Below are 15,154 nucleotides of genomic sequence, written 5' to 3' on the forward strand. Positions count from 1 at the left end.
GGTCTTTCTTTATGCCGGAAAACAGAATTCCGCAAACAATTCACGGCAGCGCTGGCAGGGCTTCTTCGTAGAGCCAGGGGTGTAGCAGCGATTCCGAGTCCAGTCCCGTGATACGGTCCGCGGTGAGGATAAAATCGGGCGTCGACACGGAACTGTGGGCATGGGTGCGGGTCCACTCCTGCAGCAGCGCGAAAAAGGCGAGGTCGCCGCAGCGGCGGCGCAGCGCGTGCAGGGCAAGTGCTCCGCGTTTGTAGACCCGGTCGTCGAACATCAGCTCGGGTCCGGGATCACCCACCAGAAGGTCCTGAGCGCCAGCATCTAGCCGCTGCCAGGCAGCCAGGGCCCGCGCGTGGGCGGGCATCACGCCGGCCTCCTCGGACCAGATCCACTCCGCATAACAGGCGAACCCCTCGTGCAGCCAGATGTCGCTCCACGTACCCAGCGTCAGCGAGTTCCCGAACCACTGGTGGGCCAGTTCGTGGGCGATCAGGCGCTGTGATTCCCACCCCGTATCAAGGTGGTTGCGGCCCAGGATGGACAGCGACTGGGCCTCGAGCGGAATTTCCAGCGCATCGGCGGTGACCACCACCGTGTATTCCGGGAAGGGATACGGGCCGAAGCGGCTCACAAAGGTGCTCATCATGGTTTCCTGCCGGGCCAGCGCCGTCTCCGCCCGGGCCACCAGATGCGCCGGAGCCGCAACGAACTGGGGCACGCCGGCCGAGTCCGGCAGGCTCACCAGACCGTACCGGCCGATCTGGATGGTCGCCAGATACGTCGCCATCGGCTCACGCTGCTCATAGACCCAGGTCTGGCGGCTTGACCTCACGGCCTGCCCCACGAGGAGCCCGTTGCACACGGCGCGGTAGCCGGCGTCAGTGGTAACGGTGATGCGGTAGCTGGCCTTGTTCCGCGGGTGGTCGTTGCAGGGGAACCAGGATGGCGCCCCGTTGGGCTGGCCGGCCACCAGAACGCCGTCGGCGAGCTCCTCCCAGCCCACCTCACCCCACAGCCCCCGCCGCGGCTGCGGATTGCCGTCGTAGCGGATCTCCAGGCTGAATTCGGAGCCCGCCTCGAGGGGTTGTTCGCAGTGCACTACGAGCTGTTCCGCCCGCTGCGTGAACTTCCGTACGCGGACCCCGTTCAGGTGGATTTTCAGGGCACGGAGGCCGGTCATATCGAGTACGACGGCGGACGTGCGGCGTGCCGCCACCGCGGCCAGTACGGCGCGGCCGGTCAGCCGGTTGCTGGCGAGCCTGTAGTCCAGCTCCAGGTCATAGTGCAGGACGCGGTAGGCATCCGTTCCGTGTCCCGGGACGTAGGGGTCGCCGGTGGCCTTGGCGCCGGCGGAGAGGACGGCGGCCGGGCCGGGCGAATCTCCGGAGCTCATTCTGCGTGTGACTTCCTTAGCTGTGGTGTGGCCGCTCCCGGCGGTGTTTCATGCCATGCGGTGTTCAAGTCAGGCGGCGCTTATTTCAGGCGGGGTGCGGGAACGGCGGGCCCGGTCCACGGGCTGACCGGATTGCCCATCCAGTACGTCCCGGCCGGAACGGTCTCGCCGCGCATCACCAGGGACGCCGGGCCAACGGTCCCGCCCTTGCCAATCCTCGCCTGCGGCAGAATCACGCCGTGCGGGCCCATCGTCGCCCCGTCTTCGAGACTAACAGTGTCGATGCTCATGATGCGGTCGTGGAAGAGGTGGGTCTGGACGACGCAGCCGCGGTTGACCGTGGAGCTGGCGCCGAGGGTCACGAGGTCTGCCTCGGGAAGCCAATAACTTTCACACCATGTTCCCCGGCCGATTTTGGCACCAAGGGCACGCAGCCACCAGACGAGGGCCGGGGTGCCGCTGGCTGACCGGGCGAACCACGGGGCACTCACCATTTCGATGAAGGTGTCCACCACCTCGTTGCGCCAGATGAAGGAGCTCCACAGGGGGTGTTCGCCCGTCCTGATCCTGCCCACGAGCAACCACTTGGCCGCGACGGAGAAGCCTGCCGCCACCCCGCCCGCCAGCAGCAGGACCACGCCTCCGAGGGCCGCTGCCGGACCGTAGCCGAGGGCGCTGGCGAGCCAGTCGAGGACGAGCAGCACGCCAAGGGCCAGGCCCACCGTCAGGGCCACCGGCACGAACCGGCACAGTTCCCAGAGGCTTCTGGCCACCTTGAGCCTGGCCGGGGGCTGGAAAGTGCGGGTGCTGTCGGAGGCCACCGCCGTACGCCGCAGCCTGACCGGAGGGCTGCCCAGCCAGGACGTGCCGGACTTGGCCTTGCCTGGCGTCGCCGAGAGGACTGCGACCAGGGAGTTCTTTGGCACGCTGCGCCCGGCGGCGGTCATCCCGGAGTTGCCAAGGAAGGAGCGCTTTCCGATTTTCGCGGGTGCGATGTGCATCCATCCGCCGCCGAGCTCGTACGAAGCCACCATGGTGTCGTCGGCGAGGAACGCGCCCTCGCCGACCGTGGTCATGCGCGGCAGCAGCAGGACGGTGGAGGCCTCGACATTCTTTCCGACCTTCGCCCCCAGCAGCCTCAGCCAGACCGGCGTGAACAGGCTGGCGTATATCGGGAACAGGAGGTCCCGTGCCATGTCCAGCACCCGCTCGGTGGCCCAGACCTGCCAGCCGACGCGGCTGCGGACCCGGTAGTAACCCTCCTTCAGGCCGACGCCCAGGAGCCTGGTGGTGACCAGGATCAGCAGCATATTGGTGAGGAACCAGGTCAAAGCTGCGAGCGGGAGCGACGCCAGCACCTGCGGCAGGGCATGGAGCAGCGAGTCGTTTCCCCTGATGAACAGGAAGACCACCAGGGCTGCGGCCACGGCCGAAGCGTAGGGAATCAGGGCGAGGACAGCGGACGCGGCAGCGAAGGCCGTGAACCAGAGGTGCCCCAGAACGGAACTGACCGGCTGGCCCGCGGGCCAGTCCTGCTTGGCTTTGCCCCGCCGTTCTGCCGGGGACCCGGCCACCAACTGGCCGGCCTTGACTTTGCCCAGCACGGCGGAGCCCGGTTCCACCTGGCCGCCGGCGCCGATGCTGGCCCCGGGCATCAGGGTGCTGCGGGCGCCTACGGTGGCGTCCGCCCCGACGTGGACGTGGCCGATCCGGACGATGTCACCGTCGATCCACCACCCGGACAGATCCACCTCGGGTTCGATGTTGCAGCCGCGGCCCAGGGTGAGGAAGCCGGTCACCGGGGGAAGGGAGTGCAAATGGATATTGCTTCCGATCCTGGCGCCGAGGGCCCTGGCGTAGTACGGCACCCAAGGTGCGCTGGCGAGGCTGACGGCGCCGGCCAGGTCCTGGATCTGTTCGGCCAGCCAGAGGCGTAAATGCACCTTGCCTGCGCGCGGGTAGGTCCCGGGCTGCACGTTGCGAAGCAGGAGGCGGGCGGCGGCAACAGAGATGGCCATCCGTCCGGGCGGGCTGACAAAGACCAGCCAGGACGCTGCCACCCACCACCACGACACGGTGGGTGCGGCGGTGAACCCGGCGAACGTGAACAGGACGTTGTTGGCGGCCATCAGATAGGTCAGCCAGCGCATGCCCGCCAGAATGTGCAGCGGTATGCCCATGAGGGTCTGGAAGACCTGCGACTTCAGGGCCGTGGGGCGGACCGGCCGTTCCGGGGCCGGACCGGCGGAGACGCCGTCGGGCAGGGATTGGCGGGCCACCTCTATCAGCGCGCCGATCCGCGGGGTGGCGTAGATATCGGCCACGGTGATGGTGGGGTAGCGGACCCGGAGCGCGGAGACGAGCTGCGCCGCGGCCAGCGACCCGCCACCGTGGGCAAAGAAGTCCGCGTCGAGGCCGTCGACGCTGCTGCCAAGGACTGCCTGCCACTGGTCAACGATCCACTGGGCATCCTCGGGCACGTTCAGCGGCGCGGCGTCCGCGGCCGCCGCGCCGGCACCCGGCAGGGGCCATGGCAGCGCATGCCGGTCGACTTTGCCGCTGGTCTTGGTGGGCAGCGTGTCGACGACGGTCAGCATCGGGATGAGGGGAGCGGGCAGCGTGGCGGACAGCAGCTCCCGGAACGCGGCCAGGTCCAGTGCGGTGTCCGTGCCGCCGGCGGCAGCCAGGTAGCCCACGAGGACCTGGTTGCCGGCCGCCGTCGTGCGTACGGCAGCGGCGGCGCCCGCAATGCCCGGGAGTGACTGCAGGGCAGCGTCGATCTCACCGAGTTCGATCCGGCGGCCGCCAAGCTTGACCTGCTCGTCGGCGCGGCCCATGAAGATCAGGCCGGCGTGCTCGAACCGGACCAGGTCGCCGGAGCGGTAGGCGCGCCCCCACCCGAGTGAGGGCATGGGGGCGTACTTCTCCGCATCCTTCTGCGGATCGAGGTAGCGGGCCAGCCCCACGCCGCCGATGATGAGCTCGCCGACCTCGCCCTCGGCCACCGGGACGCCGTCGGAGTCGACCACCGCCAGGTCCCAGCCGTCCAGCGGGAGCCCAATCCTGACCGGGCCGGTACCGCCCAGGGGAGCCGCGCAGGCCACGACCGTTGCCTCGGTGGGTCCGTAGGTGTTCCACACCTCACGGCCGTCCACGGCCAGGCGCTCGGCCAGCTCCGGCGGGCAGGCCTCGCCGCCGAAGATCAGCAGCCGGACGTTCTCGAGGGCCTCGGCCGGCCACAGTGCCGCAAGGGTGGGAACGGTGGAGACCACCGTGATGCCGTGGTTGATCAGCCACGGCCCCAGGTCCATGCCGGTGCGGACCAGGGCCCGCGGGGCAGGCACGAGGCAGGCGCCATGGCGCCAGGCCAGCCACATCTCCTCGCAGGACGCGTCGAAGGCGACCGAAAGTCCCGCGAGCACACGGTCCTGCGGGCCGACCGGATCCTCCTGCAGGAAAATGCGGGCTTCCGCGTCGACGAACGCGGCCGACGAGCGGTGCTGCACCGCCACGCCCTTGGGCGTCCCGGTGGAACCGGACGTGAAGATGACCCAGGCATCGTCGTCGGGGGTGGCCGGGCGCGGAGCCGGGAAGGGGACGGGCCGCTTGTGGTCCGTGACGATCACGCCGTCGGCCCGCAGGATGCCGGCCACCCGCGCTTCAGTGAACACCAGCCTGGCCCGTTCGTCCGGATCGTCCGCGTCCACGGGGACGTAGGCGGCGCCGATCAGCAGGATCGCAAGGATCGCAATGTAGAGCTCGTTGGTGCCCGAGGGAATCCGCACCCCGACTTTGTCTCCCGCACCGAGGCCGGCCTGGTGGAGCCGCCGGCCCTCGGCCTTGACCTCCGCCAGGAGCTGGGCGTAGCTCAGGGAGCGGCGGCCGTCGTCGAGCGCGGAAGCATCCGGAAAGCGCGCGGCGGTGCCGGTGAGGATGTCCACCAGGGTCCGCTCCGGCGGGGCGGCGGCAGCGCCCGGCAGTTGCACCGGGTACAGCACTGCCGCCTGTCCGCCGACGGAGGGAGCGGTGGTGTCCATGGTGTGCGGGAGTGGGTCAGTCACGGCTGAATTCTTTCCCGGCAAGATGAACGGAAGGTGACATCGTTTCCTTCGTGTTCATCCGAGGCTGTTTTGCTACGGAACCAGCAGAACCTTGCCGGTGGTGCGCCGGCCCTCGAGATCCTCGTGTGCCTGGCGGGCCTCAGCCAACGGGTAACTGGCGCCGATGCGGACCTTGAGGTTTCCGCTGGCGGCGGCAGCGAAAATCTCCCCGGACCGCCAGCGGCGTTCCTGTTCGTTGAGAAGGAAGTGCGCAAGGGACGGCCGGGTCAGCGTCAGCGAGCCGCCGGCATTCAGCCGCTGGGGGTCCACGGGAGCAACGGCGCCGGAGGCTGCTCCAAACAGGACGAGCGATCCGCGCGTGCGCAGGCAGGACATGGACCCGTCAAAGGTGTTCCGGCCGACGCCGTCATACACGACGTCCACGCCTTTGCCTCCGGTCAGCTCGCGGACGTGGTGGGGAAACCCCTGATAGCGCAGCACGTGATCGGCTCCGGCTTCCCGGGCAAGTTCCTCCTTGGCATCGGAGGACACCGTGGTGATGACCCGTGCCCCCCGCTCCTTCAGCAGCTGGGTCAGCAGCAGGCCAACGCCGCCTGCGCCCGCATGCGTCAGCACCGTGTGGCCCGGCTCCACCCGGAATGACGAATTGATGAGGTAGTGCGCCGTCATGCCCTGAAGCGGGAGGGCGGCTGCCGTCTGGTCATCCAGGCCGTCAGGCACCGGAAGGGCCTTCGCTGCATCCAGCACCGTGTAGCCGGCATAGCATTTGGAACCTTCGGCCGTGGCGACCCTGCTGCCGACTGCGAAGTTCTCAACGCCTTCCCCCACTTCCTCAACGGTGCCGGCGGCCTCGGAGCCCGGGGTGAAGGGAAAAGGCACTTGGTACATGCCGCCGCGCTGGTAGGTGTCGATGAAGTTCACGCCGGCCGCTGCCACTTTGATGAGCAGCTGGCCGGGGCCGGGGACGGGACGGTCGATCTCCGTGAAGTCCAGAACCTCGGGTCCGCCTGCCTGCCGGGCGACGATGGCGTGCGTCATGGAATTCTCCTTTTCCGGGCCGGGACCTCCGGCACCCTTCCTCCCCTCATCCTAGGGACCGGGGCGGTGCAGGCGAAGTCGGGGCGGCCGCTTAGTAGCGGCGGGAGACCGTTGCCATGGGGCATTCGAAGTGGCGTCCGGCAGCGAGCCCCACCTCATTGAGGTACCTGACGATGATTCCGAACGACGCCGCCAGCGTGGTCTCCGTGAAGGGAATCCCGTGTTTTTCGCAGTGCTGGCGCACCAGCGCGGTTGCCTTGTGCAGCTGGGGCCGGGCCATGTCGGGGAAGAGGTGGTGCTCAACTTGGCGGTTCAGGCCGCCGAGCAGGATATCCATGAACCGGCCGCCGGAAATGTTGCGTGATGTCAGGACCTGACGGCTGAGGAAGTCGACGCGGCTGTCAGCCGGAAGGACCGGCATGCCCTTGTGGTTGGGCGCGAAGGACGCACCCATGTAGAACCCGAAAACAGCGAGCTGCACGCCGATGAAGGCGGCAGCCATGCCCAGCGGCAGGAAGGAAAACGCCAGCACAGGAAGGATGCTGAGGCGGGCCAGCAGGATGGGCAGTTCCACCCAGCGGTGCGTGACCTTGGCGCGCCGGAAAATGAAGCGGACCGAATCTATCTGCAGGCCGAGACCCACAAGGAAGAGCAGGGGGAAGAAAAGCCAGCCCTGCTTGCGCGTGAGCAGGGCCAGCCGGCCCTGCCGTGCGGCCGCGGCTTCCGGGTGGAAGACGATGGCACCCGGGGCGATGTCCGGGTCCTTGGAGATGACGTTGGGGTGGTTGTGGTGGGCCCCGTGTTTCTGTTCCCACCACGAGTAGCTGACGCCGGCCACGGATGTTGCCAGGATCCGTGCTGACCAGTCGTTGGCGCGCCGGGAGGCGAATATCTGGCGGTGGCCGGCCTCATGGGCCAGGAAGCTCAGCTGCGTGCAGATGATGCCGAGCGCTGCGGCGATGAGGAGCTGGAACCAGCTCTGGCCGATCAGCGCGAAACCGAACCAGGCCGCCGCCATCAGGACAGCCAGCGTGGCGAAGACGGTGATGTAGAAGCCCTGGCGCCGTTCCAGGAGTCCGGCTGCGCGCACGGACTTGAGCAGGTCGGAGTAGCTCTGTGTGACAGGATTGGCCTGGCGGACCCTGCTGGGCTGGCTGATCCGGGGCTGCGGGCGCTCGGAAGTGATGGTGGACGTCATGAACGGCGTGCCTCGTAACTGTTACGGGCAACGCTGCGGCCGACATTCGGCGCGCACGGTCTGGATCACCCTTTGTTAATCATACGGTGGCTAAGCATCGCGGCGGACCGGCTCACGGCATGGAAAGTCATGCATAAATATCGGGACCTATGCATAGTCTTGCTGTATAGTCGTCTTCATGACTATTTCTGTTGCCGTTTCCGGCGCCAGCGGCTACGCCGGCGGCGAAGTTCTCCGGCTCCTGGCCGGCCACCCGGATGTCACCATCGGAGCCATCACGGCACACAGCAACGCCGGTTCCAGACTAGGCGAACTGCAGCCGCATCTCCATGGCCTGGCGAGCAGGATTCTCGAGGACACCAGCGTGGAGAACCTGTCCGGACACGACGTCGTGTTCCTGGCCCTCCCGCACGGTGCGTCCGCCGAGATTGCGGCCAAGCTGCCCGAAGGCACGGTGGTGATCGACGCCGGCGCGGACCACCGCCTGGAGGACGCCGCCGCGTGGGAAAAGTTCTACGGCTCCGACCACGCCGGAACGTGGCCCTACGGTCTGCCAGAGCTGCCGGGCCAGCGCGAGAAACTCAAGGGCGCCAACCGGATCGCCGTCCCGGGCTGCTACCCGACGTCGGCGCTGCTCGCCCTCACACCCGGGTTCGCCGGCGGCCTGCTCGAGGGGAACGACGTCGTCATTGTCTCCGCCTCCGGCACCTCCGGGGCCGGAAAGGCGGCAAAGGTAAACCTCATCGGCGCCGAGGTCATGGGTTCCATGAGCCCCTATGGCGTGGGCGGCGGCCACCGGCACACGCCGGAAATCGAGCAGGGCCTGTCCAACGCCTCCGGTGAGCCGGTCACGGTTTCCTTCACGCCCACCCTGGCACCCATGAGCCGTGGCATCCTCACCACCGCCACCGCACGCGTCAAGCCCGGTGTCGGCGCCGAGGAACTTCGCCGTGCCTGGGCGGAGGCGTATGACGACGAGCCGTTCGTCCACCTGCTGCCTGAGGGCCAGTGGCCCACCACCAAGTCCGTGCAGGGCTCCAACCACGCCGCCATGCAGCTGGCGTTCGACCACCACGTCGGGCGCGTCATTGTCACGTGCGCCATCGACAACCTGACCAAAGGCACCGCCGGTGGAGCGGTGCAGTCCATGAACATTGCCCTTGGCTTGCCGGAGACCGCCGGCCTTAACCTGCAGGGAGTTGCCCCGTGACCGTTACCGCCCCCAAGGGATTCCGTGCCGCCGGTGTCACAGCCGGACTCAAGGCCTCGGGAAACCCGGACCTCGCACTCGTGGTCAACGACGGACCGTCCAAAGCGGCAGCCGCCGTCTTCACCTCCAACCGGGTTGCCGCGGCCCCCGTCCACTGGTCGCGCCAGGTGGTCTCGGACGGCCGCGTTGACGCTGTGATCCTCAACTCCGGCGGCGCCAACGCCTGCACCGGCCCGCAGGGCTTCCAGAACACGCACACCATGGCCGAGAAAACGGCCGAGGTGCTGGGCTTGTCCGCCACCGATATCTTTGTCTGTTCCACCGGCCTGATCGGCGAGCAGCTGCCCATGGACAAGATCGTCCCCGGCATCGACGCCGCGACCGCCGCCCTGAGCGCCGACGGCGGTCCCGAAGCGGCCACTGCCATCATGACCACCGACACGGTGCCCAAGCAGGCCGTCTTCACCGGCGCCGACGCCGAAGGAAATGAATTCACCATCGGCGGCATCGCCAAGGGTGCCGGCATGCTGGCACCCGGGCTCGCCACTATGCTCGTGGTGCTCACCACCGATGCCGACGTGCAGCCGGAAATGCTCGACGTCGTCCTCCGTGACGCCACGCGCGTCACCTTTGACCGGGCAGACTCCGACGGCTGCATGTCCACCAACGACACCGTGGTGCTGCTCGCCTCCGGCGCTTCCAAGGCAGTCCCGTCAGCCGAGGCGTTCGGCCAGGGCCTCACCCAGGTCTGCGCTGAACTGGCCCGCAAGCTGATTGGCGACGCCGAGGGTGCCAGCCACGACATCGCGATCCGGACGTTCAACGCTGCCACGGAACGCGACGCGGAAACCGTCAGCCGCGCCGTGGCCCGCTCCAACCTCTTCAAGGCCGCCATCTTCGGCAAGGACCCCAACTGGGGCCGGGTGCTCTCCGCCGTGGGAACCACCGACGCCGTGTTCGAACCGGACCAGCTCAACGTGTCCATGAACGGCGTCCAGATCTGCCAGAACGGCGGCATCGGCCAGGACCGCAAGCTCGTGGACCTGGAACCACGCGAGGTGCTCGTGGAGATCGACCTGCAGGCCGGCGGGGCGGAAGCCACTATCTGGACCAACGACCTCACGCACGACTACGTCCACGAGAACAGCGCCTACTCAAGCTAGATCCGCCAGCAACCCTGGAGAACCAGCCGCATGAACACCCAGACCCGCGAGTCAACGTCCATGAGTGATGCCCAAGCCAAGGCCGGCACCCTCATCGAAGCCCTGCCGTGGATCCAGCGCTTCGCCGGAACCACCATGGTGATCAAGTACGGCGGCAACGCCATGGTCAACGACGAGCTGCGCCGTGCCTTCGCCGAGGACGTCGTCTTCCTCCACCACGTCGGCATCCACCCCGTGGTGGTGCACGGCGGCGGACCGCAGATCAACTCGATGCTGGGCAGGCTCGGCATCGAGTCGGAATTCAAGGGCGGCCTGCGCGTCACCACGCCCGAGGCGATGGACGTGGTGCGGATGGTCCTCACCGGCCAGGTGGGCCGTGAACTGGTAGGCCTGATCAACTCGCACGGGCCCTACGCCGTCGGCATGTCCGGTGAAGACGGCGGCCTGTTGCGTGCCGTCCGCACCGGCACCGTGGTTGACGGCGAGCAGGTGGACCTCGGGCTCGTGGGCGAAGTGGTGGGAGTGGACCCCGCCGGCATCGTGGACATTCTCGACGCCGGCCGGATCCCGGTGATCTCCACCGTCGCCCCGGAGATCACCGACGCCGGCGAGGGCGTGGCCGGCGCGGCGCGCTTCCAGCCCACCGGCCAGGTCCTGAACGTCAACGCGGACACCGCGGCGGCAGCTGTGGCCTCCGCCCTGGGCGCCTCGAAGCTGGTCATCCTGACCGACGTCGAAGGCCTCTACGCCAACTGGCCGGACAAGTCCTCGCTCATTTCGTCCCTGACGGCCTCCGAGCTGCGGGACATGCTGCCCAGTGCTCGAATCAGGCATGATTCCCAAGATGGCCGCCTGCCTCAAGGCCATCGACGAGGGAGTGGAGCGGGCGCACATAGTGGACGGCCGCCTGCCCCACTCGATGCTTCTGGAAACTTTCACCACCGCCGGAATTGGCACCCAGGTCGTACCCGATGAGGACGTGAACGCATAGTGAGCAGCACTGAACTGAGCCATTCCGCTGAAGGCCGCAGTGGGGCCCCCATCGCTGCGGAGGCCACCGTAACCACAATTGTCCCCACCAGCAGCGGCTCTGAGTGGCTGGCACGCTACTCGTCGTCGCTGATGGGTGTCTTCGGCACGCCCCAGCGGGTGCTGGTCCGCGGCGCGGGCTGCCTCGTCTGGGATGCCGACGGCAAGGAATACCTGGACCTCCTGGGCGGCATCGCCGTCAACGCGCTGGGCCACGCCCACCCGTTCGTGACCTCGGTGATCTCCAGCCAGCTGGCCACCCTGGGGCACGTCTCCAACTTCTTCACCAGCCCCACGCAGATCGCCCTGGCGGAAAAGCTGCTGGAGCTGAGCAAGGCACCGGCCGGCTCCAAGGTGTTCTTCACCAACTCGGGCACCGAGGCCAACGAGGCCGCCTTCAAGCTGGCCCGCCGGAACTCGGGGTCTCCCGCCGGGGGCGCCGAGGGCGGCAAGCCCCGCACCCGGATCATCGCGCTTGAAGGCGCATTCCACGGGCGGACCATGGGCGCACTCGCGCTCACGGCCAAGGAGGCCTACCGCACTCCGTTCGAGCCGGTGCCCGGCGGCGTCGAGCACATTCCGTTCGGGGACATCGAGGCCCTGCGCAACGCGGTGGACGACACCGTTGCTGCCGTCTTCCTGGAGCCGATCCAGGGCGAGGCAGGCGTCCGGCCCCTTCCGGCCGGCTACCTGAAGGCAGCCCGCGAGTTCACCGCCGAAGCCGGCGCCCTGCTGATCCTCGATGAGGTGCAAACCGGCATCGCACGCACGGGCAAGTGGCTGGCCAGCGAGGATGCCGGGATCGTGCCCGACGCCATCACCCTGGCCAAAGGCCTTGGCGGCGGTTTCCCCATCGGCGCGCTCGTCACGTTCGGTGAGAAGACGTCGTCGCTGCTCTCCGCCGGGCAGCATGGCACCACCTTCGGCGGGAACCCGGTGGCCACCGCCGCGGCACTGGCCACGCTGCACGCCATCGAAAGCCAGCAGGTGATGGACCACGTCCGCGTGGTGGGTGAGCATGTGCGGCAGGCGCTGGCCGCCGTCGACGGTGTCACAGAGGTGCGTGGCGAGGGACTGCTGATCGGCTTCGACCTGGATGCCGACGTCGCCCCGGCCGCCGTGACCGCTGCCCTGGACGCCGGCTTCATCATCAACAGCCCTGGCCCCCGCACGATCCGCCTGGCCCCGCCGCTCATCCTGACCACCGAGCAGGCGGACCGTTTCCTGGCCGCCCTTCCGGCCATCCTGCAAACTGCAAAGGACGCACAGTGACTTCCACCGGCACCATCCGCCACTTCCTCAAGGACACGGACCTCAGCCCTGCCGAGCAGGCGGAAGTCCTGGAACTCGCGGGCCGCATGAAGGCGGCGCCGTACAGCGTCCAGCCTTTCGCCGCCGAAGGCAGCGGCCGCAAGACCGTTGCGGTGATCTTCGACAAGACCTCCACCCGGACCCGGGTCTCCTTTGCCACCGGCGTGGCGGACATGGGCGGCAACGCCCTGATCATCAACCCGGGCGAGGCGCAGATCGGCCACAAGGAATCCGTCGAGGACACCGCCAAGGTGCTCGAGCGCATGGTTTCCACCATCGTGTGGCGGACCGGCGCGCACTCCGGCCTCGTCGCCATGGCCGAGAACTCAAAGGTTCCGGTCATCAATGCCCTGTGCGACGACTACCACCCCTGCCAGCTGCTGGCCGACCTGCTGACCATCAAGGAGCACAAGGGCGAACTCAAGGGCCTCACCATGGCCTACCTTGGCGACGCCGCCAACAACATGGCCAACTCCTACCTCCTGGCAGGCGTCACCGCCGGCATGCACGTCCGCATCGCCGGTCCCGACGGCTACCTGCCCGCGGACGGCATCGTGGCGGCCGCCCGGGAACGTGCCGCCGAGACCGGCGGATCCGTGCTTATCACGACCGACGCGGCGGAGGCACTCAAGGGGGCCGACGTCGTGGCCACCGACACGTGGGTCTCCATGGGCCAGGAAGCCGAAAAGGAAGCACGGATGCAGCTCTTCCGTGAATACTCCGTGGACGAGGCCGCGCTGGCGCAGGCCGCCGCGGACGCCGTGGTGCTGCACTGCCTTCCCGCCTACCGCGGCTACGAAATCTCTGCCGGCGTGATTGACGGCCCGCAGTCGATCGTGTGGGACGAGGCCGAAAACCGCCTGCACGCGCAGAAGGGGCTCATGGCCTGGCTCATGCACCAGTCCGGACTGGCCGTCGTCGACGGACTGCGGCCCCTGGCAGGGCAGGCGTAGTTGTCTGTCCCCGCCCCCTCGCCCGGCGCCAGCCCGGCCACCAAGACCGCCCGCCAGGCGCGGATCACCGCGATCCTGACCGGCGAATCGGTGCGTTCCCAGGCTGAGCTTGCGGCGCTGCTCGCGGACGACGGCGTGCAGGTTACCCAGGCCACGCTGTCGCGTGACCTCGTGGAGCTTGGTGCCGTCCGCGTCCGGGGCAAGGAAGGCGTGCTGGTTTACGCCGTTCCCGGTGAAGGCGGGGAACGGGCGGCCAAAAGCGGGGTCAGCCAGGAAATCCTGGATGCCAGGCTGGCGCGGCTGTGCGGGGAACTGCTGGTCACGGCCGAGGCATCCGCCAACCTCGTGGTGCTCCGGACCCCGCCGGGCGCGGCGAACTTCCTCGCGCTTGCCATCGACCATTCCGTAATGCCCTCGATCCTGGGCACCATCGCCGGGGACGACACCGTGCTGCTCGTGGCCCGGGACCCGCTGGGCGGGCCGGAACTGGCTGCCCGCTTCCTGCAGCTCGCCGAGGAAGCCGGCCAGTAGCGCCTGGCCGCTGACTTTCAAGACAATCAAAAGACAGAAACAACAACTAAGGAGCATATTCCGTGACTGAGCGTATTGTTCTGGCCTACTCCGGTGGCCTGGATACTTCCGTAGCCATCGGCTGGATCGGTGAAGCCACCGGCGCCGAGGTCATCGCCGTGGCGGTCGACGTCGGACAGGGCGGCGAATCGCTGGAGACCATCCGCCAGCGCGCCCTCGGCTGCGGCGCCGTCGAGGCCTACGTGGCGGACGCGAGCGACGAGTTCGCCAACGAATACTGCGTGCCCACGCTGAAGGCCAACGCCCTCTACCAGGGCCACTACCCGCTGGTCTCCGCCATCTCCCGCCCGGTCATCGTCAAGCACCTGGTCAAGGCCGCCCGCGAATTCGGAGCCACCACCGTGGCCCACGGCTGCACCGGCAAGGGCAACGACCAGGTCCGCTTCGAAGTGGGCATCCAGACCCTCGGCCCGGACCTGAAGTGCATCGCCCCGGTCCGCGACCTCGCCCTGACCCGCGACAAGGCCATCGCCTTTGCCGAGGAAAAGGGATTGCCGATCGAGACCACCAAGAAGAACCCGTACTCGATCGACCAGAACGTCTGGGGACGCGCCGTCGAAACCGGCTACCTCGAGGACATCTGGAACGCCCCCACCAAGGACATCTACGACTACACCGCCACGCCGGAATTCCCGCCGGCACCGGACGAGGTCACCATCTCCTTCGAAGCAGGCGTTCCGGTAGCGATCGACGGCGTCAGGGTCACCCCACTGCAGGCCATCAAGGAACTGAACCGCCGCGCCGGTGCACAGGGCGTGGGCCGGATCGACGTCGTCGAGGACCGCCTGGTCGGCATCAAGTCCCGCGAAATCTACGAAGCCCCGGGAGCCATGGCGCTGATCACCGCGCACAAGCACCTTGAGGACATCACCATCGAGCGTGAGCAGGCGCGCTTCAAGGCCACCGTTGGCCAGCGGTGGGCCGAACTGGTCTACGACGGCCAGTGGTTCTCCCCGCTGAAGCGCTCCCTGGACGCCTTCATCGAGGACACCCAGAAGTACGTGACCGGCGACATCCGCATGGTGCTGCACGGCGGCCAGGCGATCGTCAACGGACGCCGCTCCGAGACCTCGCTCTACGACTTCGAGCTCGCCACCTACGACACCGGCGACACGTTCGACCAGTCCATGGCGCGCGGCTTCATCGAGCTGTGGGGCATGTCCGCCAAGGTTGCCTCCGGCCGCGACATCCGCGTCGCAGGAAAGTAAAA

General features: G+C 68.0%; 10 protein-coding genes and 1 pseudogene. 7 read left to right on the forward strand and 4 right to left on the reverse strand.

Going from position 1 to position 15,154, the window contains the following annotated elements:
• Positions 1-40: 40 nt before the first annotated feature.
• The 4 genes from ABRP34_RS22155 to ABRP34_RS22170 all read right to left on the reverse strand — a co-directional run bounded on the left by ABRP34_RS22155 (position 41) and on the right by ABRP34_RS22170 (position 7,687).
• On the reverse strand, positions 41-1,390 hold the full coding sequence (locus ABRP34_RS22155) for a M1 family metallopeptidase (RefSeq protein WP_353711793.1): 1,350 nt from the start codon (positions 1,388-1,390) through the stop codon (positions 41-43).
• 80 nt (positions 1,391-1,470) lie between these two features.
• A complete protein-coding gene (locus tag ABRP34_RS22160; protein ID WP_353713447.1) occupies positions 1,471-5,427 on the reverse strand; it encodes a Pls/PosA family non-ribosomal peptide synthetase in 3,957 nt (1,318 codons plus the stop codon).
• Between the two features lie 96 nt (positions 5,428-5,523).
• Positions 5,524-6,489: a quinone oxidoreductase gene (locus tag ABRP34_RS22165; protein ID WP_353711794.1), complete on the reverse strand. Its 966-nt coding sequence runs from the start codon at positions 6,487-6,489 to the stop codon at positions 5,524-5,526.
• 91 nt (positions 6,490-6,580) lie between these two features.
• Positions 6,581-7,687 (reverse strand): acyl-CoA desaturase, encoded by a 1,107-nt coding sequence (locus tag ABRP34_RS22170; protein WP_353711795.1) that lies wholly within the window; start codon positions 7,685-7,687, stop codon positions 6,581-6,583.
• 178 nt (positions 7,688-7,865) lie between these two features.
• On the opposite strand from ABRP34_RS22170, the gene argC reads away from it, so the two are divergent.
• The 7 genes and pseudogenes from argC to ABRP34_RS22205 all read left to right on the forward strand — a co-directional run bounded on the left by argC (position 7,866) and on the right by ABRP34_RS22205 (position 15,152).
• Positions 7,866-8,897 carry an N-acetyl-gamma-glutamyl-phosphate reductase gene (argC, locus tag ABRP34_RS22175; protein ID WP_353711796.1) on the forward strand — a complete coding sequence of 344 codons (1,032 nt, stop codon included), beginning with the start codon at positions 7,866-7,868 and terminating at the stop codon, positions 8,895-8,897.
• Positions 8,894-10,060 carry a bifunctional glutamate N-acetyltransferase/amino-acid acetyltransferase ArgJ gene (argJ, locus tag ABRP34_RS22180; protein ID WP_353711797.1) on the forward strand — a complete coding sequence of 389 codons (1,167 nt, stop codon included), beginning with the start codon at positions 8,894-8,896 and terminating at the stop codon, positions 10,058-10,060. Before argC ends, argJ begins: the two co-directional genes overlap by 4 nt.
• Positions 10,061-10,090: 30 nt before the next feature.
• Positions 10,091-11,051 (forward strand): annotated as a pseudogene (gene argB, locus ABRP34_RS22185) (acetylglutamate kinase).
• A gap of 50 nt (positions 11,052-11,101) precedes the next feature.
• Positions 11,102-12,361, forward strand: coding sequence for an acetylornithine transaminase (locus ABRP34_RS22190; protein ID WP_353713448.1), 1,260 nt, complete (start codon positions 11,102-11,104; stop codon positions 12,359-12,361).
• A complete protein-coding gene (gene argF / locus ABRP34_RS22195) occupies positions 12,358-13,353 on the forward strand; it encodes an ornithine carbamoyltransferase (RefSeq protein ID WP_353711798.1) in 996 nt (331 codons plus the stop codon). The genes ABRP34_RS22190 and argF overlap by 4 nt, the downstream gene beginning before the upstream one ends.
• The gene (locus ABRP34_RS22200) at positions 13,354-13,884 is read left to right on the forward strand and encodes an arginine repressor (RefSeq protein WP_003798679.1); all 531 of its coding nucleotides are present in this window, start codon (positions 13,354-13,356) and stop codon (positions 13,882-13,884) included.
• 62 nt (positions 13,885-13,946) lie between these two features.
• A complete protein-coding gene (locus ABRP34_RS22205; RefSeq protein WP_003798678.1) occupies positions 13,947-15,152 on the forward strand; it encodes an argininosuccinate synthase in 1,206 nt (401 codons plus the stop codon).
• The last annotated feature ends 2 nt before the right edge of the window (positions 15,153-15,154 follow it).

Origin of the sequence: Arthrobacter sp. K5, from assembly GCF_040448525.1 — a bacterium.
GTDB classification, from domain to species: domain Bacteria; phylum Actinomycetota; class Actinomycetes; order Actinomycetales; family Micrococcaceae; genus Arthrobacter; species Arthrobacter globiformis.

Bases quoted from the DNA above. Each gene is read 5' to 3' on its own strand.
- ABRP34_RS22165 (WP_353711794.1), bottom strand. From the start codon at position 6,489: ATGACGCACGCCATCGTCGCCCGGCAGGCAGGCGGACCCGAGGTTCTG.
- ABRP34_RS22160 (WP_353713447.1), bottom strand. From the start codon at position 5,427: ATGGACACCACCGCTCCCTCCGTCGGCGGACAGGCGGCAGTGCTGTAC.
- ABRP34_RS22170 (WP_353711795.1), bottom strand. From the start codon at position 7,687: ATGACGTCCACCATCACTTCCGAGCGCCCGCAGCCCCGGATCAGCCAG.
- argC (WP_353711796.1), top strand. From the start codon at position 7,866: ATGACTATTTCTGTTGCCGTTTCCGGCGCCAGCGGCTACGCCGGCGGC.
- ABRP34_RS22155 (WP_353711793.1), bottom strand. From the start codon at position 1,390: ATGAGCTCCGGAGATTCGCCCGGCCCGGCCGCCGTCCTCTCCGCCGGC.